The organism is Yersinia alsatica (assembly GCF_025133195.1).
Lineage (GTDB): Bacteria > Pseudomonadota > Gammaproteobacteria > Enterobacterales > Enterobacteriaceae > Yersinia > Yersinia alsatica.
The window spans coordinates 4,519,093-4,536,543 of sequence record NZ_CP104006.1 but is presented as its reverse complement, the minus strand read 5'-3'; the positions used below and the strand labels follow the sequence as shown (position 1 = coordinate 4,536,543).

The window sequence follows — 17,451 nt, the reverse complement described above, 5'->3', positions numbered from 1 at the left end:
TTTTACCGACTATATTTATCTTTATTAACTGGCAATAGCAGTATGCCTTTGATTCACAAAAAATAATCGTTTGAAATAAATTGCCGTTGGATGATAAGAACCATCCGGTGTACAGGCATAATCAGGAATTTCGCCCATACGGTGATAACCCTGTGCCCGATAGAAAGATTCTGCGGGAGAACCTGCTTGTGTATCGAGATACAATAAACCGCGGCGGAGCTGGATGGCGGTATCCTCCATGGCGGCCACCAATTTATGCCCGATACCGCCACGGCGGCTACGGCTATGTACTAATAATTTTTGCACTTCGGCCCGATTTAGCCCATTAGGTTTTTGGCAAAGATCTAATTGGATGGTGCCAACAATTCCTATGTCATCGCGTGCTATCCATAACAATAATGTCCCTTTGGCGATGGCGGGACGAAGTCCGTGAAAATAACTCTCGGCGTCCTCTCGTGAAAGAGCCCGGGTGTCATAGCCTATTGAGGCTCCGTGAGATACGGCATCAATCAGCAAGTTTGCTAATTCGCTTCGGTAAATGGGTAATGTCGCCGCATTAAGTAAAACTATCTTCATGATAAAACTCCTCTCCAGCGATCGCCTCGCATATATCTCTATGCTTAAGCAATAAACAAGCCAAACGAGCAATAGCGTGATTATCTGAATTGAGGTAATTATTTTTTCGCATATATGCACTGTATTGGAGGGGGTTCACCATTTTGGTGCATACAGCGAAATTAATTTTTATCTAACCGAGGATGAGATTGTTGGGTATTGCGACATTAGCCGATTTTTTAGGGATGATTTTTATCTGCGAATTTGGTTAAAATAGCAAATCTACTGGATGCTAATTAAGCTAACCGTGGTTAATAATACGCCGAGCATTTAAAAAGTGACTGTTTTATGAGCGAAAGGGCAAGTTATGCAATTTTTTAGTTGCATCATAAGCCCACTCTACCTAGAATGCGCTGCACTTGATGCCGGCATAGCTCAGTTGGTAGAGCAACTGACTTGTAATCAGTAGGTCCCGAGTTCGACTCTTGGTGCCGGCACCATTCAAGTATAAAAATTAGGTGGGGTTCCCGAGCGGCCAAAGGGAGCAGACTGTAAATCTGCCGTCATCGACTTCGAAGGTTCGAATCCTTCCCCCACCACCATATTTAACCTTGAGTCTCAGGGTGATTCAGAAGATCGAACCCCAATAAACACTCAAGGCGAGAGCAGCGCTCTCGATGAAGAGTGAAGTGGCCAAGCCCTTCCTTTCAAGTTTCTGCAGATTAAGTCAGGTAGCCGAGTTCTAAGATGCGGGCATCGTATAATGGCTATTACCTCAGCCTTCCAAGCTGATGATGTGGGTTCGATTCCCACTGCCCGCTCCAAGATGTGCTGATATAGCTCAGTTGGTAGAGCGCACCCTTGGTAAGGGTGAGGTCGGCAGTTCGAATCTGCCTATCAGCACCACTTCTCATTCTCTCGTCCCCTGATTTTCTTTCTGTGTTATGGATTCAGCAAGCATGCGCTTGGTTGATGTGGTGAAACCACCGATTCCGTGTCTTAGAGGGACAATCGATGTCTAAAGAAAAGTTTGAACGTACAAAACCGCACGTTAATGTGGGTACTATCGGCCACGTTGACCATGGTAAAACTACCCTAACTGCTGCAATTACCACCGTACTGGCTAAAACTTACGGCGGTAGTGCTCGTGCATTCGACCAGATCGACAACGCTCCGGAAGAGAAAGCGCGTGGTATCACCATCAACACTTCACATGTTGAGTATGACACCCCGTCACGTCACTATGCTCACGTCGACTGCCCAGGGCATGCTGACTACGTTAAAAACATGATCACCGGTGCTGCTCAGATGGACGGCGCGATCCTGGTTGTTGCTGCAACTGATGGCCCGATGCCACAGACTCGTGAGCACATCCTGTTGGGTCGTCAGGTGGGTGTTCCTTACATCCTGGTCTTCCTGAACAAATGTGACATGGTTGACGACGAAGAATTGCTGGAACTGGTAGAAATGGAAGTTCGCGAACTTCTGTCTCAATACGATTTCCCAGGCGATGACACTCCAGTTATCCGCGGCTCTGCGCTGAAAGCACTGGAAGGCGAACCTGAGTGGGAAGCTAAAATCATCGAATTGGCCGAGGCGCTGGATAGCTATATTCCACAGCCAGAGCGTGCGATTGATAAACCATTCTTGCTGCCAATCGAAGACGTATTCTCAATCTCTGGCCGTGGTACTGTGGTTACCGGTCGTGTAGAGCGCGGTATCGTTAAAGTCGGTGAGGAAGTCGAAATCGTGGGTATCATCGATACCATTAAGACGACCTGTACTGGCGTTGAAATGTTCCGCAAATTGCTGGACGAAGGCCGTGCGGGTGAGAACGTGGGTGTTCTGCTGCGTGGTACTAAGCGCGATGACGTACAACGTGGTCAGGTATTGGCAAAACCAGGTTCTATCAAGCCACACACCAAATTTGAATCAGAAGTTTATATTCTGAGCAAAGATGAAGGCGGTCGTCATACTCCGTTCTTCAAAGGTTACCGCCCTCAGTTCTACTTCCGTACAACTGACGTAACCGGTACTATCGAACTGCCAGACGGCGTTGAGATGGTAATGCCAGGTGATAACATTCAAATGATTGTTAACCTGATTGCTCCTATCGCAATGGATGATGGCCTGCGCTTCGCGATTCGTGAAGGTGGCCGTACTGTTGGTGCTGGCGTTGTTGCTAAAGTCATTGAATAAGATTTGACGCGACATGCGATAAAAGGGCATCATTTGATGCCCTTTTTCTACGTTGTCATACTAGAACCTATCTCATCAGTGGTTTTTTCAGCATAATTACTGGTGAGATGGGCTCTGGAAGTACGGCGAATAGTGCTGAGTGGTGCCGATTAGAGAGTCTCTAGAGCATCCTTCGGCTTGGTTTGCTTTGCGGTGCGAAGCAAAGTTGTTTGTTCTGAATCATAGTGACAGGTTGGTTTATGAGTGCGAATACCGAGGCTCCAGGGAGCGGACGCGGCCTGGAAACGGCTAAATGGCTAATCGTTGCTGTACTTTTAGTTACAGCAATTGTGGGTAATTATTATTACCGTGATTTCAGCCTGCCGCTGCGCGCGTTGGCAGTTGTAGTAATTATCGCTGTTGCCGGTGCTATTGCATTGATGACGGCAAAAGGCAAAGCCACTGTAGCGTTTGCTCGTGAAGCACGCACGGAAGTGCGTAAAGTGATTTGGCCTACCCGTCAGGAAACTCTGCACACAACGTTAATCGTTGCTGCGGTAACTGCTGTAATGTCACTGATTCTATGGGGGCTGGATGGTATTCTGGTCCGCCTGGTATCATTTATTACTGGCCTGAGGTTCTAAGATGTCTGAAGCACCAAAAAAGCGTTGGTACGTCGTTCAGGCGTTTTCCGGTTTTGAAGGCCGCGTAGCTCAATCGCTGCGTGAGCACATCAAGTTACATGACATGGAAGAGCTGTTTGGCGAAGTCATGGTTCCAACGGAAGAAGTCGTCGAAATTCGTGGCGGTCAACGTCGTAAAAGTGAACGCAAATTCTTCCCAGGCTATGTACTGGTCCAGATGGTGATGAACGATGCCAGCTGGCACTTAGTGCGTAGCGTACCTCGTGTAATGGGCTTTATCGGTGGTACATCCGATCGCCCTGCACCAATCAGTGATAAAGAAGTTGATGCGATTATGAATCGCCTTCAGCAAGTGGGTGATAAACCACGTCCTAAAACACTGTTTGAACCAGGTGAACTGGTACGTGTTAGCGATGGTCCGTTTGCCGACTTCAACGGTGTCGTCGAAGAAGTGGATTACGAAAAGAGCCGCTTGAAAGTGTCTGTTTCCATCTTTGGCCGTGCTACTCCGGTCGAACTGGATTTCAGTCAGGTAGAAAAAGGCTGATTCATTTTTCGACAATGGTTGAAATTTGAGTCTTGTCTTAGGCGCGAAATTACAATATAATTTCGCGCCTTTTGTTTTTAGATGTCTTGCTTTTGTCATCCGTGGCAATAACAAGCGAGACAAAACACGGGGAGCCTCAAACGAGGCGTTACTACCCAAATCGAGGAAATCGTAAATGGCTAAGAAAGTACAAGCCTATGTCAAGCTGCAAGTTGCAGCTGGTATGGCGAACCCAAGTCCACCAGTTGGTCCAGCTTTGGGTCAGCAGGGTGTTAACATCATGGAATTCTGTAAAGCGTTCAATGCTAAGACTGAAAGCATTGAAAAAGGCCTGCCGATCCCTGTTGTTATTACTGTTTATTCTGATCGCTCTTTCACTTTCGTTACTAAAACCCCGCCAGCAGCAGTTTTGCTGAAAAAAGCGGCAGGTATTAAGTCTGGTTCCGGCAAGCCGAACAAAGACAAAGTAGGGACCGTGACCAGTGCTCAGGTTCGTGAAATCGCAGAAACCAAAGCTGCGGATATGACTGGTGCTTCAATTGACGACATGATGCGTTCAATCGAAGGTACTGCTCGTTCCATGGGCCTGGTAGTGGAGGGTTAATAAATGGCTAAGCTGACCAAGCGCATGCGCGTGATCCGTGACAAAGTTGATGTTACTAAGCAGTACGATATCAACGAAGCTGTTGCCCTGCTGAAAGAGCTGGCTACTGCTAAATTCGTAGAAAGCGTGGACGTTGCCGTTAACCTCGGTATCGACGCACGTAAATCTGACCAAAACGTTCGTGGCGCAACTGTGTTGCCACATGGTACTGGCCGTTCAGTACGCGTTGCTGTTTTCGCTCAGGGTGCAAACGCTGAAGCTGCGAAAGAAGCAGGCGCTGAATTGGTAGGTATGGACGACCTGGCTGATATGATCAAGAAAGGCGAAATGAACTTCGACGTTGTTATTGCTTCCCCGGATGCAATGCGCGTTGTTGGTCAATTGGGCCAGATCTTGGGTCCACGTGGCCTGATGCCTAACCCTAAAGTGGGTACTGTTACTCCTAACGTTGCTGAAGCAGTTAAGAATGCTAAAGCAGGTCAGGTTCGTTATCGCAACGATAAAAACGGTATTATCCACACTACCATTGGTAAAGTTGACTTCGACTCAGATAAGTTGAGAGAAAACTTAGAATCTCTGGTTGTTGCGCTGAAGCGTGCTAAACCTGCTACAGCGAAAGGCGTTTATATCAAGAAAATCAGCCTGTCCACCACCATGGGCGCTGGCGTTGCGATTGATCAAAGCGGCCTGACTGCAGTAGTGAGCTAATCACTAATTGCTTTTATCGCTTTACGTGGGCGTAAGGTTTGTCTAGAATCTTACGCCCACGCTTCTGCTGATGGCTTGTTTATCGATAACAAATGTCCAGTTGGCAGAAAAACAGAATTTTCGGTTGGAGCTTGGCCTTATCCAAGCCTCCGTCCAAGACCGCAGGTGTGTTTAGAGTATTTATGCTGTAAAAACACTTAATTTCCTGCGTAGACGGTGACAGAACCTAAAGCATTTTTTTTGATAAAGAATTGTCTTTGCTGGATTCTGCTCACCGTGTTTCAACGCCCGCTCATTACAATTTAGTAATGTTTTGGGTGACGTGAGTTCCGGGGAATTATTCCCCGGTTAATCCAGGAGCAAGAACTAATGGCACTAAATCTTCAAGGCAAACAAGCGATTGTTGCTGAAGTTAAAGAAGTAGCCAAAGGTGCGCTGTCTGCGGTTGTTGCGGATTCTCGTGGCGTTACCGTTGATAAAATGACTGAACTGCGTAAAGCAGGTCGTGAAGCTGGCGTTCACATGCAAGTTGTTCGTAACACCTTGCTGCGTCGCATTGTTGAAGGCACTCCATTCGAATGCCTGAAAGACACGTTTGTTGGTCCAACCTTGATTGCATTCTCTTCAGAACACCCGGGCGCAGCTGCTCGTCTGTTCAAAGCATTTGCTAAAGATAATGCGAAATTTGAGGTTAAAGCAGCAGCCTTTGAAGGCGAGTTAATCCCTGCGGCTCAGATCGACCGCCTGGCAACTCTGCCAACCTACGAAGAAGCAATTGCAAAACTGATGGGAACCATGAAAGAAGCCGCTGCTGGCAAATTGGTTCGTACTCTGGCTGCACTGCGCGATCAGAAAGAAGCGGCTTAATCGCCTTTCTTATCCATCGTTGCTTTTTAACGTATAAACTATTTCTGTATTTTAGGAACACTTGTTATGTCAACTATCACTAAAGAACAAATTCTTGACGGTATTGCGGCTCTGTCTGTAATGGAAATCGTTGAACTGATTTCTGCTATGGAAGAGAAATTCGGCGTTTCAGCTGCTGCTATTGCTGCAGGTCCTGCTGCTGCTGCTGAAGCTGTAGAAGAACAAACTGAATTCAACGTTGTTCTGGCTTCATTCGGCGACAACAAAGTTGCAGTAATCAAAGCTGTTCGCGGCGCAACTGGCCTGGGCTTGAAAGAAGCTAAAGACTTGGTTGAATCCGCACCTGCAGTTCTGAAAGAAGGCGTGAACAAAGACGAAGCTGAGTCTCTGAAAAAATCTCTGGAAGAAGCTGGTGCTTCTGTTGAGATCAAGTAAGTTAAGCTTTGAGTTCGCAGCCTGACTTATAGGCTGATGGCTGGTGACTTTTTAGTCATCAGCCTTTTTGCGCTGTAGGGCGTTAGTCGCATTTCACACTGTTTAGCGGCTAGCTAACCCCCAATATTCCTTTCTATTGACGACTTAATATACTGCGTTCTCAGCTACGACCCACTCGGGTAGCTCGGTAGTCAAAGTAACGCGATGAAATGGTTTAAGAGTGATAGAAGAGAGTATTCCGAGAAGTGTTTCGACTTCTCAGTCTAAATAATAGTGTTGCATGAACTGTCCTAGTTTAGGGCGGACAGAGTGGGTCACTGATCAGCGAGCTGAGGAACCCTATGGTTTACTCCTATACCGAGAAAAAACGTATTCGTAAGGATTTTGGTAAACGTCCACAAGTTCTGGACATACCTTATCTCCTTTCTATCCAACTTGACTCGTTCCAGAAGTTTATCGAGCAAGATCCCGAAGGGCAGTACGGCCTAGAAGCAGCATTCCGTTCTGTTTTTCCAATTCAGAGCTACAGCGGCAATTCGGAGCTGCAATACGTTAGCTACCGTCTTGGTGAGCCAGTATTTGACGTCAAAGAGTGCCAGATCCGTGGTGTGACTTATTCCGCACCGCTGCGCGTTAAACTGCGTCTGGTAATCTATGAGCGCGAAGCTCCGGAAGGTACGGTCAAAGACATCAAAGAACAAGAAGTCTACATGGGTGAAATTCCACTCATGACCGAAAACGGTACCTTTGTCATTAACGGTACTGAGAGGGTTATCGTATCTCAGCTGCACCGTAGTCCTGGCGTATTCTTTGACAGTGATAAGGGTAAAACCCATTCATCGGGTAAAGTGCTGTATAACGCACGTATCATCCCTTACCGCGGTTCATGGTTAGATTTCGAGTTTGACCCGAAAGACAACCTGTTTGTCCGTATTGACCGTCGTCGTAAGTTGCCGGCAACCATCATTCTGCGTGCATTGAATTTCACCACTGCACAGATCCTCGATCTGTTCTTTGAGAAAGTGGTCTTTGAGATTCGTGACAACAAGCTGCAGATGGAATTGGTTCCAGAGCGTCTGCGCGGTGAAACGGCATCCTTTGATATTGAAGCGAATGGCAAAGTTTACGTCGAGAAAGCGCGTCGTATTACTGCACGTCATATTCGCCAGCTTGAAAAAGACGGTATTGATCGCATCGAAGTTCCAGTCGAGTACATTGCTGGCAAAGTCGTTGCAAAAGACTATATCGACGAGAACACCGGTGAGCTTATCTGTGCAGCCAACATGGAGCTGTCACTGGATCTGTTGGCTAAGCTGAGCCAAGCGGGTCACAAGCAAATCGTAACACTGTTCACCAACGACCTGGATCACGGTGCTTATATCTCCGAGACCCTGCGTGTTGACCCAACCAGCGATCGTCTGAGCGCTTTGGTTGAGATCTACCGCATGATGCGTCCTGGTGAGCCACCAACACGTGAAGCAGCTGAAAATCTGTTTGAGAACCTGTTCTTCTCTGAAGACCGCTACGATTTGTCTGCGGTTGGCCGGATGAAGTTCAACCGTTCACTGCTGCGTGACGAGATCGAAGGTTCCGGTATCCTGAGCAAAGAAGACATCACTGAAGTGATGAAGAAGCTCATCGATATCCGTAACGGTAAAGGCGAAGTGGATGATATCGACCACTTAGGCAACCGTCGTATTCGTTCTGTTGGTGAAATGGCTGAAAACCAGTTCCGTGTTGGTCTGGTTCGTGTTGAGCGTGCAGTTAAAGAGCGTTTGTCTCTGGGCGACCTCGACACACTGATGCCTCAGGACATGATCAACGCCAAGCCTATCTCGGCTGCGGTGAAAGAGTTCTTTGGTTCTAGCCAGTTGTCACAATTTATGGACCAGAACAACCCGTTGTCTGAGATTACGCATAAACGTCGTATCTCTGCATTGGGCCCGGGCGGTTTGACCCGTGAACGTGCTGGCTTTGAAGTTCGAGACGTACACCCGACTCACTACGGTCGCGTATGTCCAATCGAAACGCCAGAAGGTCCAAACATCGGTCTGATCAACTCCTTGTCCGTGTACGCACAGACCAATGAGTATGGTTTCCTGGAAACACCTTATCGTCGCGTTCGTGATGGTGTGGTGACCGATGAAATTAACTATTTGTCTGCTATTGAAGAAGGCAACTTCGTTATCGCTCAGGCGAACTCCAACTTGGACGAAGATGGCCGCTTCATCGAAGACTTAGTCACTTGTCGTAGCAAAGGCGAATCAAGCCTGTTCAGCCGCGACCAAGTTGACTACATGGACGTTTCCACTCAACAGGTGGTGTCCGTTGGTGCTTCTCTGATTCCATTCTTGGAACACGATGACGCCAACCGCGCCTTGATGGGTGCGAACATGCAACGTCAGGCGGTTCCTACTCTGCGTGCTGATAAGCCGCTGGTTGGTACCGGTATGGAACGTGCAGTAGCGGTTGACTCAGGGGTAACCTCTGTAGCCAAACGTGGCGGTACCGTTCAGTACGTAGATGCATCCCGTATCGTTATTAAAGTTAACGAAGACGAAATGTATCCGGGCGAAGCAGGCATTGATATTTATAACCTGACCAAATACACCCGTTCTAACCAGAACACCTGTATCAACCAGATGCCGTGTGTGAATCTGGGTGAGCCAATCGAGCGCGGCGACGTGCTGGCAGATGGCCCATCTACAGACCTGGGCGAGCTGGCATTGGGTCAGAACATGCGCGTAGCGTTCATGCCTTGGAACGGTTACAACTTCGAAGACTCCATCTTGGTCTCCGAGCGCGTGGTTCAAGAAGATCGCTTCACGACCATCCATATTCAGGAATTGGCATGTGTGTCCCGTGACACCAAGTTAGGGCCTGAAGAGATCACTGCTGATATCCCGAACGTGGGTGAAGCTGCGCTCTCCAAGCTGGATGAATCCGGTATCGTCTATATCGGTGCTGAAGTGACTGGCGGTGACATTCTGGTTGGTAAGGTAACACCTAAAGGTGAAACTCAACTGACGCCAGAAGAGAAGCTGTTACGTGCGATCTTTGGTGAGAAAGCGTCTGATGTTAAAGACTCTTCTCTGCGTGTACCAAACGGTGTTTCCGGTACGGTTATTGACGTGCAGGTCTTTACTCGCGACGGCGTAGAAAAAGACAAGCGTGCGTTGGAAATCGAAGAAATGCAGCTGAAGCAGGCTAAGAAAGACCTGACTGAAGAGTTGCAGATTCTGGAAGCTGGCCTGTTTGCACGTATCCACGCAGTACTGGTTTCTGGCGGCATCGAAGCTGACAAGCTGAGCAAATTACCACGTGATCGCTGGCTGGAACTTGGCCTGACCGACGAAGACAAGCAAAACCAGCTGGAACAGTTGGCAGAGCAGTACGACGAAATGAAATCCGAATTCGAGAAGAAGATGGATGCCAAGCGTCGTAAGATCACCCAAGGTGATGATTTGGCACCAGGCGTGCTGAAGATCGTCAAGGTGTATCTGGCGGTTAAACGTCAGATTCAACCGGGTGACAAGATGGCCGGTCGTCACGGTAACAAAGGTGTTATCTCTAAGATTAACCCGATCGAAGATATGCCTTACGATGAAAACGGTACGCCGGTAGACATCGTTCTGAACCCGCTGGGCGTACCATCGCGTATGAACATCGGTCAGATTCTGGAAACCCACTTGGGGATGGCAGCGAAAGGTATTGGCGAGAAAATCAACGCCATGCTGAAGAAGCAGGAAGAAGTTGCCAAACTGCGTGAGTTCATCCAGAAAGCCTACGATCTGGGCGATAATGTTTGTCAGAAAGTTGATCTGAGCACTTTCACCGATGACGAAGTATTGCGTTTGGCAGAGAACCTGAAAAAAGGTATGCCAATCGCAACACCAGTCTTCGATGGTGCGACAGAGAAAGAAATCAAGGAACTGTTACAGCTGGGTGGCCTGCCAACTTCTGGTCAGATTACTCTGTTTGACGGCCGTACCGGCGAGCAATTCGAACGTCAGGTTACTGTCGGCTACATGTACATGCTGAAACTGAACCACTTGGTTGATGACAAGATGCATGCGCGTTCTACCGGTTCTTACAGCCTGGTTACTCAGCAGCCGCTGGGTGGTAAGGCTCAGTTCGGTGGTCAGCGCTTCGGTGAGATGGAAGTGTGGGCGTTGGAAGCTTATGGCGCCGCGTACACCTTGCAGGAAATGCTTACCGTCAAGTCTGACGATGTAAACGGCCGTACCAAGATGTACAAAAACATCGTGGATGGCGATCACCGTATGGAACCGGGCATGCCGGAGTCCTTCAACGTATTGTTGAAAGAAATCCGCTCGCTGGGCATCAATATCGAGCTGGAAGAAGAGTAATTCTTCTCCAGACGGCAGGCTCTCATAGCCGGGAGTCTGCTGGTGGTTCGCACTGGTCACAGGGGCGCTCAAACTTAGGTTTGGGCGCCTATCAGGTCTAACTCCGACAGGAGCCAATCCGTGAAAGACTTATTAAAGTTTCTGAAAGCGCAAACTAAGACCGAAGAGTTTGATGCGATCAAAATTGCTCTGGCCTCGCCAGACATGATCCGTTCATGGTCGTTCGGTGAAGTTAAAAAGCCGGAAACCATTAACTACCGTACGTTCAAACCAGAACGTGACGGCCTTTTCTGCGCCCGTATCTTTGGCCCAGTAAAAGATTACGAATGCCTGTGCGGTAAGTACAAGCGTTTGAAACACCGCGGTGTTATTTGTGAGAAATGCGGCGTTGAAGTGACTCAAACCAAAGTACGCCGTGAGCGTATGGGTCACATCGAACTGGCTTCTCCAACTGCGCACATCTGGTTCCTGAAGTCGTTGCCATCTCGTATCGGTTTACTGCTGGATATGCCATTACGTGACATCGAACGTGTACTGTACTTCGAATCCTATGTGGTTGTTGAAGGCGGTATGACCAACTTGGAACGTCGTCAGATCCTGACTGAAGAGCAGTATCTGGACGCGTTGGAAGAGTTTGGTGATGAGTTCGACGCGAAAATGGGCGCCGAAGCTATTCAGGCCCTGTTGAAAAACATGGACCTGGAAGCTGAGTGCGAGATCCTGCGTGAAGAATTGAACGAAACAAATTCTGAAACCAAGCGTAAGAAGCTGACCAAGCGTATCAAGCTGCTGGAAGCGTTCGTACAGTCTGGCAACAAGCCAGAGTGGATGATCCTGACCGTGCTGCCTGTGCTGCCGCCAGATCTGCGTCCATTGGTACCGTTGGATGGCGGTCGCTTTGCGACTTCTGATCTGAACGATTTGTATCGTCGCGTGATCAACCGTAACAACCGTCTGAAACGCCTACTGGACTTGGCTGCTCCGGACATCATCGTACGTAACGAAAAGCGTATGCTGCAAGAAGCAGTAGATGCATTGCTGGATAACGGCCGTCGCGGTCGTGCAATTACCGGCTCTAACAAGCGTCCGTTGAAGTCACTGGCTGACATGATCAAAGGTAAGCAAGGTCGTTTCCGTCAGAACTTGCTGGGTAAACGTGTTGACTACTCAGGTCGTTCGGTTATTACCGTTGGTCCATACCTGCGTCTGCATCAGTGCGGTCTGCCTAAGAAAATGGCTCTTGAGCTGTTCAAACCGTTCATCTACGGCAAGTTAGAATTGCGTGGTCTTGCTACCACCATTAAAGCTGCCAAGAAGATGGTTGAGCGTGAAGAAGCAGTTGTTTGGGATATTCTGGATGAAGTTATCCGCGAACACCCAGTATTGCTGAACCGTGCACCAACCCTTCACCGTTTGGGTATCCAGGCGTTTGAACCGGTTCTGATCGAAGGTAAAGCAATCCAGTTGCACCCACTGGTTTGTGCGGCCTATAACGCCGACTTCGATGGTGACCAAATGGCTGTTCACGTACCGCTGACACTGGAAGCTCAGTTAGAAGCGCGTGCGTTGATGATGTCTACCAACAACATCCTGTCACCAGCGAACGGCGAGCCAATCATCGTTCCTTCTCAGGACGTTGTATTGGGTCTGTATTACATGACCCGTGACTGTGTTAACGCTAAAGGCGAAGGCATGGTACTGACTGGCCCGAAAGAAGCTGAGCGTATTTATCGCGCTGGCTTGGCATCTCTGCATGCCCGAGTCAAAGTCCGTATTACTGAAGAAATTCGTAATACCGAAGGCGAAAGCACTTCGCGTACCAGCATCATCGATACGACTGTAGGCCGTGCTATTTTGTGGATGATTGTCCCGAAAGGCCTGCCTTACTCTATCGTTAACCAGCCGCTGGGCAAAAAAGCTATCTCTAAGATGCTGAACACTTGTTACCGCATCCTGGGCTTGAAACCAACGGTTATCTTTGCTGACCAGATCATGTACACCGGTTTTGCTTACGCAGCACGCTCAGGCGCCTCTGTAGGTATCGATGACATGGTTATCCCAGAAGCGAAAGCAGGGATCATCGAAGAAGCTGAAACTGAAGTTGCCGAGATCCAGGAACAGTTCCAATCCGGTCTGGTAACTGCAGGTGAACGTTATAACAAAGTGATCGATATCTGGGCCGCGGCTAACGAACGTGTTGCCAAGGCGATGATGGATAACTTGTCTGTTGAAGATGTTGTCAACCGTGACGGCGTTGTTGAACAGCAGGTTTCCTTCAACAGCATCTTTATGATGGCCGACTCCGGTGCGCGTGGTTCTGCTGCACAGATTCGTCAGCTGGCAGGGATGCGTGGCCTGATGGCTAAGCCAGATGGTTCGATCATTGAAACGCCAATTACTGCGAACTTCCGTGAAGGTTTGAACGTACTTCAGTACTTCATCTCAACCCATGGTGCTCGTAAAGGTTTGGCGGATACCGCATTGAAAACTGCGAACTCCGGTTACCTGACCCGTCGTTTAGTTGACGTGGCACAGGATCTGGTGGTGACTGAGGACGATTGTGGTACCCATAACGGTATCGTGATGACCCCGGTTATCGAAGGTGGTGATGTTAAAGAGCCACTGCGTGATCGCGTACTGGGTCGTGTGACCGCAGAAGAAGTTATCAAGCCGGGTACGGCTGATATTCTGGTTCCGCGTAACACCCTGCTGGACGAAAAATGGTGTGATCTGTTAGAAGAAAACTCCGTCGACAGCGTTAAAGTTCGCTCCGTAGTAAGCTGTGAAACTGACTTCGGTGTGTGTGCTAACTGCTATGGTCGCGACCTGGCACGTGGCCACATCATCAACAAAGGTGAAGCAGTTGGTGTTATTGCAGCACAGTCCATTGGTGAGCCGGGTACCCAGCTTACGATGCGTACGTTCCACATCGGTGGTGCGGCATCTCGTGCGGCAGCAGAATCTAGCATCCAGGTTAAGAACAAAGGTAGCTTGAAACTGAGCAACGCCAAGTTCGTTACCAATGCAGCTGGCAAGCTGGTGATTACTTCTCGTAACACCGAGCTGAAGCTGATCGACGAATTCGGTCGTACTAAAGAAAGCTACAAAGTGCCTTACGGTGCTGTAATGGGCAAAGGCGATGGTGCAGAAGTTCAGGGCGGCGAAACCGTTGCTAACTGGGATCCGCACATCATGCCAGTTGTGACCGAAGTGAGCGGTTTCATTCGCTTCGCGGACATGGTTGACGGCCAGACCATTACCCGCCAGACCGACGAACTGACTGGTTTGTCTTCTCTGGTAGTACTGGACAGCGCAGAACGTACCGGTAGCGGTAAAGACCTGCGTCCGGCACTGAAAATCGTTGATGCCAAAGGCGACGATGTATTGATCCCAGGTACAGATATGCCTGCTCAATACTTCCTGCCAGGTAAAACGATTGTTCAGCTGGAAGACGGTATTCAGATCGGTGCGGGTGATACCCTGGCGCGTATTCCTCAGGAATCAAGCGGTACCAAGGATATTACCGGTGGTCTGCCACGTGTTGCTGACTTGTTCGAAGCACGTCGTCCGAAAGAGCCTGCAATCCTGGCTGAAATCAGCGGGATCATCTCGTTCGGTAAAGAGACCAAAGGCAAGCGTCGTCTGGTGATCTCACCGTTGGATGGTAGCGATGCATACGAAGAGATGATTCCGAAATGGCGTCAGCTCAACGTGTTCGAAGGTGAAATTGTAGAACGCGGTGACGTGGTTTCCGACGGCCCAGAATCTCCACACGACATTCTGCGTCTGCGTGGCGTTCACGCGGTTACCCGTTACATCACCAACGAAGTGCAGGAAGTTTACCGTCTGCAAGGCGTTAAGATTAACGATAAACACATCGAAGTTATCGTTCGTCAGATGCTGCGTAAAGGCACCATCGTTGATGCAGGTAGCACCGACTTCCTGGAAGGCGAGCAGGCAGAAATGTCCCGCGTTAAAATCGCTAACCGTAAGCTGGCAGCTGAAGGCAAAATCGAGGCTACGTTCACACGTGACCTGCTGGGTATCACCAAGGCATCCTTGGCGACCGAGTCCTTCATCTCTGCGGCTTCGTTCCAGGAAACCACGCGCGTTCTTACTGAAGCGGCTGTTGCCGGTAAACGTGATGAACTGCGTGGCCTGAAAGAAAACGTAATCGTGGGCCGTCTGATCCCAGCCGGTACCGGTTATGCTTATCATCAGGATCGTATGCGTCGTAAAGCTCTGGGTGAAGTTCCAGTGGTTCCGCAAGTTAGCGCGGATGAAGCGACTGCTAACCTGGCTGAATTGCTCAACGCCGGTTTTGGTAACAGCAAAGACTAATCTCTTTGTTGGTCACCAACGTAAAAACCGCTCCTTTCGGGGCGGTTTTTTTTGCTTATTTTTCAGGATGAAAACGGAAGACTTATTGGAGAGAGCGGCCTAAATGACGATCCCAATCTTTCCAAACCGGTTGCAGCCCTGCTAGCGTTAATGCCTGCGCAACCTGCTCAGGAGTCCGATTATCATGCGGAGCAAACTGTTCAAGCTCGGGGTGATTATCTGCATATCCCCCCGGTTGAGTTTTCGAGCCGGCACTGACATTATTAATCGCCACTGGAATCACGTTATCGCGAAAGAAAGGCGACTCGCGGGTGGATAAGGACAGTTCCACATCTGGTGCAAACAGGCGAAAAGCACAAATCAGTTGCAGCAGTTGTGGCTCACTCATCAGAGAGGCGGGTTCAATGCCCCCAGCACAAGGCCGTAAACGTGGGAACGAGATAGAATAGCGGCTCTGCCAATAAGTTTGTTGCAGGTAAAACAGATGCTCTGCCAGCATGTAGCAGTCAGTGCGCCAACTGTTCGACAAACCAATCAAGGCACCCAGTCCGATCTTATCGATCCCCGCGCGCCCCAAACGATCCGGAGTTGCCAACCGCCAGTGAAAATCCTGCTTATGGCCGCGCAAGTGGTGCTGCTGATAAGTGGCGGGATGATAGGTTTCTTGATAAACCATCACGCCATCCAATCCCAATGTTTTAAGCTCCGCATACTCTGCTTCCGCTAATGGCTGAACTTCCATCATCAGCGAGCTGAATTGGCTGCGGATAGCGGGGAAATGGCGCCGGAAATAGTCCATCCCGACTTTTGCCTGATGTTCGCCGGTAACCAGCAGTAAGTGTTCGAAACCCAATGCTTTGATGGCTTCACACTCACGAATGATTTCCGTTTCATCCAAAGTTTTGCGCTTGATACGATTACTCATTGAAAAACCACAATAAGTACAATCATTGGCACACAGATTAGAGAGATAAAGCGGCACATAAAAACTGACGGTATTGCCAAAGCGCTGACGAGTCAGTTGCTGAGCTTTTTGCGCCATGGGTTCCAGATAAGCTGATGCCGCCGGTGAAATCAATGCCATCAAATCGTCACGATTGGGTTTAGTGGCATTAATGGCTCGTTCAACATCCATAGCGGTTTTGCTGTTAATGCGCAGCGAAATATCATCCCAATCCAATTGTTGCCAGCGCTGAGTAAAATCTTCAGACATGATTTTTTTCCTCTAGCTGGCTAAGGAAGCCGGTCAATGGGCTGGTGGCATTGGCTTGCAGTTGACTTGAGCCTAAACCGGCCTGACGCGCCAGAGTTCCTGCTTCAACAGCCAGCCGGAATGCTTGCGCCATTTGTACCGGCGAGCGTGCGACAGCAATGGCGGTATTCACCAAAACAGCATCTGCGCCCAACTCTATAGCTTCAAGAGCATGGCTTGGGGCACCAATCCCAGCATCGACCACCACCGGTACTTTGGCTTGTTCGATAATGATTTGCAGAAAGTCGCGGGTACGTAATCCCAAATTTGAGCCAATAGGTGCTCCCAATGGCATCACGGCCGCACAACCAACTTCTTCCAATCGTTTGCATAATACCGGGTCAGCGCCGCAGTAAGGCAAAACGACAAAACCCTCTTTCACCAGGATTTCGGCAGCTTTCAGGGTTTCTATTGGGTCGGGTAGCAAATACTTCACATCTGGGTGGATTTCCAGCTTCACCCAATGAGTACCCAGCGCCTCGCGAGCCAGGCGAGCAGCAAAAATGGCTTCTTGTGCGGTTTTTGCCCCCGAGGTGTTGGGCAACAAACGCACCCCTAATTGGCGCAGAGGGGCCAGAATGGCATCGTTGCCAGCATGTAGATCCACGCGCTTCATCGCCATAGTAATCAGCTGTGAACCGGAGGCTTGCAGTGCTGCTAACATCAATTCAGCCGTGGCAAATTTGCCCGTGCCGGTAAATAAACGCGAGGTAAAGGTAGTATCGGCGATTTTCAGCATGTCAGCCCCCAGCAATCGCTTGGAAAAGCAAAATGTTATCTCCGGCGCGCAACTGATACTTTTCCCAGTCAATGCGGGGGATGATGACCTGATTAATCGCCAGTGCCGTACCCGGCTGGTGGCGATTTAACTGATTGAGCAGCTTGTCAGCGGTGATGTTGGCCTCCACCTCTAACGGCTGGTCATTGAGCATAATGAGCATGGAGTTTGT

13 protein-coding genes and 4 tRNA genes are annotated in these 17,451 nt (G+C 49.2%); 13 read left to right on the top strand and 4 right to left on the bottom strand.

From position 1 onward, the window contains the following. Nucleotides 1-24: 24 nt before the first annotated feature. Complete coding sequence (locus N0H69_RS20510; RefSeq protein ID WP_050111266.1) at nucleotides 25-576, bottom strand: GNAT family N-acetyltransferase; 552 nt, start codon at nucleotides 574-576, stop codon at nucleotides 25-27. 403 nt (nucleotides 577-979) lie between these two features. On the opposite strand from N0H69_RS20510, the gene N0H69_RS20505 reads away from it, so the two are divergent. The 13 genes from N0H69_RS20505 (at nucleotide 980) to rpoC (ending at nucleotide 15,249) form a co-directional block, all read left to right on the top strand. Continuing rightward, a tRNA-Thr gene (locus N0H69_RS20505) sits at nucleotides 980-1,055 on the top strand. A gap of 17 nt (nucleotides 1,056-1,072) precedes the next feature. Next, nucleotides 1,073-1,157: transfer RNA gene (locus tag N0H69_RS20500), tRNA-Tyr, on the top strand. Nucleotides 1,158-1,304: 147 nt separating this feature from the next. Then, nucleotides 1,305-1,379 (top strand) — tRNA-Gly (locus N0H69_RS20495). Nucleotides 1,380-1,385: 6 nt separating this feature from the next. Continuing rightward, nucleotides 1,386-1,461 (top strand) — tRNA-Thr (locus N0H69_RS20490). A gap of 108 nt (nucleotides 1,462-1,569) precedes the next feature. After that, the gene (gene tuf, locus N0H69_RS20485; RefSeq protein WP_050111023.1) at nucleotides 1,570-2,754 is read left to right on the top strand and encodes an elongation factor Tu; all 1,185 of its coding nucleotides are present in this window, start codon (nucleotides 1,570-1,572) and stop codon (nucleotides 2,752-2,754) included. A 239-nt stretch (nucleotides 2,755-2,993) separates the two neighbouring features. Then, entirely contained in the window at nucleotides 2,994-3,377 is a 384-nt protein-coding gene (gene secE / locus N0H69_RS20480; protein WP_050111022.1) for a preprotein translocase subunit SecE, read from the top strand. Between the two features lies 1 nt (nucleotide 3,378). Continuing rightward, entirely contained in the window at nucleotides 3,379-3,924 is a 546-nt protein-coding gene (gene nusG, locus N0H69_RS20475; RefSeq protein ID WP_002210671.1) for a transcription termination/antitermination protein NusG, read from the top strand. 175 nt (nucleotides 3,925-4,099) lie between these two features. Continuing rightward, the gene (gene rplK, locus N0H69_RS20470; RefSeq protein WP_004393384.1) at nucleotides 4,100-4,528 is read left to right on the top strand and encodes a 50S ribosomal protein L11; all 429 of its coding nucleotides are present in this window, start codon (nucleotides 4,100-4,102) and stop codon (nucleotides 4,526-4,528) included. A gap of 3 nt (nucleotides 4,529-4,531) precedes the next feature. Beyond that, nucleotides 4,532-5,236, top strand: a complete 705-nt coding sequence (gene rplA / locus N0H69_RS20465) for a 50S ribosomal protein L1 (protein WP_004716476.1) — start codon at nucleotides 4,532-4,534, stop codon at nucleotides 5,234-5,236. A gap of 369 nt (nucleotides 5,237-5,605) precedes the next feature. Continuing rightward, complete coding sequence (gene rplJ / locus N0H69_RS20460) at nucleotides 5,606-6,103, top strand: 50S ribosomal protein L10 (protein WP_004712405.1); 498 nt, start codon at nucleotides 5,606-5,608, stop codon at nucleotides 6,101-6,103. Nucleotides 6,104-6,169: 66 nt separating this feature from the next. Beyond that, the gene (gene rplL, locus N0H69_RS20455) at nucleotides 6,170-6,538 is read left to right on the top strand and encodes a 50S ribosomal protein L7/L12 (protein ID WP_050111021.1); all 369 of its coding nucleotides are present in this window, start codon (nucleotides 6,170-6,172) and stop codon (nucleotides 6,536-6,538) included. A 341-nt stretch (nucleotides 6,539-6,879) separates the two neighbouring features. Then, nucleotides 6,880-10,908 (top strand): DNA-directed RNA polymerase subunit beta, encoded by a 4,029-nt coding sequence (gene rpoB, locus N0H69_RS20450; RefSeq protein WP_050111020.1) that lies wholly within the window; start codon nucleotides 6,880-6,882, stop codon nucleotides 10,906-10,908. Nucleotides 10,909-11,028: 120 nt separating this feature from the next. After that, nucleotides 11,029-15,249, top strand: coding sequence for a DNA-directed RNA polymerase subunit beta' (gene rpoC, locus N0H69_RS20445; RefSeq protein WP_050111019.1), 4,221 nt, complete (start codon nucleotides 11,029-11,031; stop codon nucleotides 15,247-15,249). Between the two features lie 82 nt (nucleotides 15,250-15,331). Here the strand turns inward: rpoC and thiH are convergent, their stop codons facing one another. The 3 genes from thiH to thiS are packed head-to-tail and all read right to left on the bottom strand — an operon-like array spanning nucleotide 15,332 to nucleotide 17,442. Beyond that, nucleotides 15,332-16,462, bottom strand: coding sequence for a 2-iminoacetate synthase ThiH (gene thiH / locus N0H69_RS20440; protein ID WP_050111018.1), 1,131 nt, complete (start codon nucleotides 16,460-16,462; stop codon nucleotides 15,332-15,334). Continuing rightward, nucleotides 16,455-17,240 carry a thiazole synthase gene (locus tag N0H69_RS20435; RefSeq protein WP_050136529.1) on the bottom strand — a complete coding sequence of 262 codons (786 nt, stop codon included), beginning with the start codon at nucleotides 17,238-17,240 and terminating at the stop codon, nucleotides 16,455-16,457. The genes thiH and N0H69_RS20435 overlap by 8 nt, the downstream gene beginning before the upstream one ends. Before the next feature lies 1 nt (nucleotide 17,241). Further along, nucleotides 17,242-17,442 carry a sulfur carrier protein ThiS gene (thiS, locus tag N0H69_RS20430; RefSeq protein WP_375541948.1) on the bottom strand — a complete coding sequence of 67 codons (201 nt, stop codon included), beginning with the start codon at nucleotides 17,440-17,442 and terminating at the stop codon, nucleotides 17,242-17,244. Nucleotides 17,443-17,451 lie beyond the last annotated feature (9 nt).

Bases quoted from the DNA above. Each gene is read 5' to 3' on its own strand.
- N0H69_RS20510 (WP_050111266.1), bottom strand. From the start codon at position 576: ATGAAGATAGTTTTACTTAATGCGGCGACATTACCCATTTACCGAAGC.
- tuf (WP_050111023.1), top strand. From the start codon at position 1,570: ATGTCTAAAGAAAAGTTTGAACGTACAAAACCGCACGTTAATGTGGGT.
- secE (WP_050111022.1), top strand. From the start codon at position 2,994: ATGAGTGCGAATACCGAGGCTCCAGGGAGCGGACGCGGCCTGGAAACG.
- nusG (WP_002210671.1), top strand. From the start codon at position 3,379: ATGTCTGAAGCACCAAAAAAGCGTTGGTACGTCGTTCAGGCGTTTTCC.
- rplK (WP_004393384.1), top strand. From the start codon at position 4,100: ATGGCTAAGAAAGTACAAGCCTATGTCAAGCTGCAAGTTGCAGCTGGT.
- rplA (WP_004716476.1), top strand. From the start codon at position 4,532: ATGGCTAAGCTGACCAAGCGCATGCGCGTGATCCGTGACAAAGTTGAT.
- rplJ (WP_004712405.1), top strand. From the start codon at position 5,606: ATGGCACTAAATCTTCAAGGCAAACAAGCGATTGTTGCTGAAGTTAAA.
- rplL (WP_050111021.1), top strand. From the start codon at position 6,170: ATGTCAACTATCACTAAAGAACAAATTCTTGACGGTATTGCGGCTCTG.
- rpoB (WP_050111020.1), top strand. From the start codon at position 6,880: ATGGTTTACTCCTATACCGAGAAAAAACGTATTCGTAAGGATTTTGGT.
- thiH (WP_050111018.1), bottom strand. From the start codon at position 16,462: ATGTCTGAAGATTTTACTCAGCGCTGGCAACAATTGGATTGGGATGAT.
- N0H69_RS20435 (WP_050136529.1), bottom strand. From the start codon at position 17,240: ATGCTGAAAATCGCCGATACTACCTTTACCTCGCGTTTATTTACCGGC.
- thiS (WP_375541948.1), bottom strand. From the start codon at position 17,442: ATGCTCATTATGCTCAATGACCAGCCGTTAGAGGTGGAGGCCAACATC.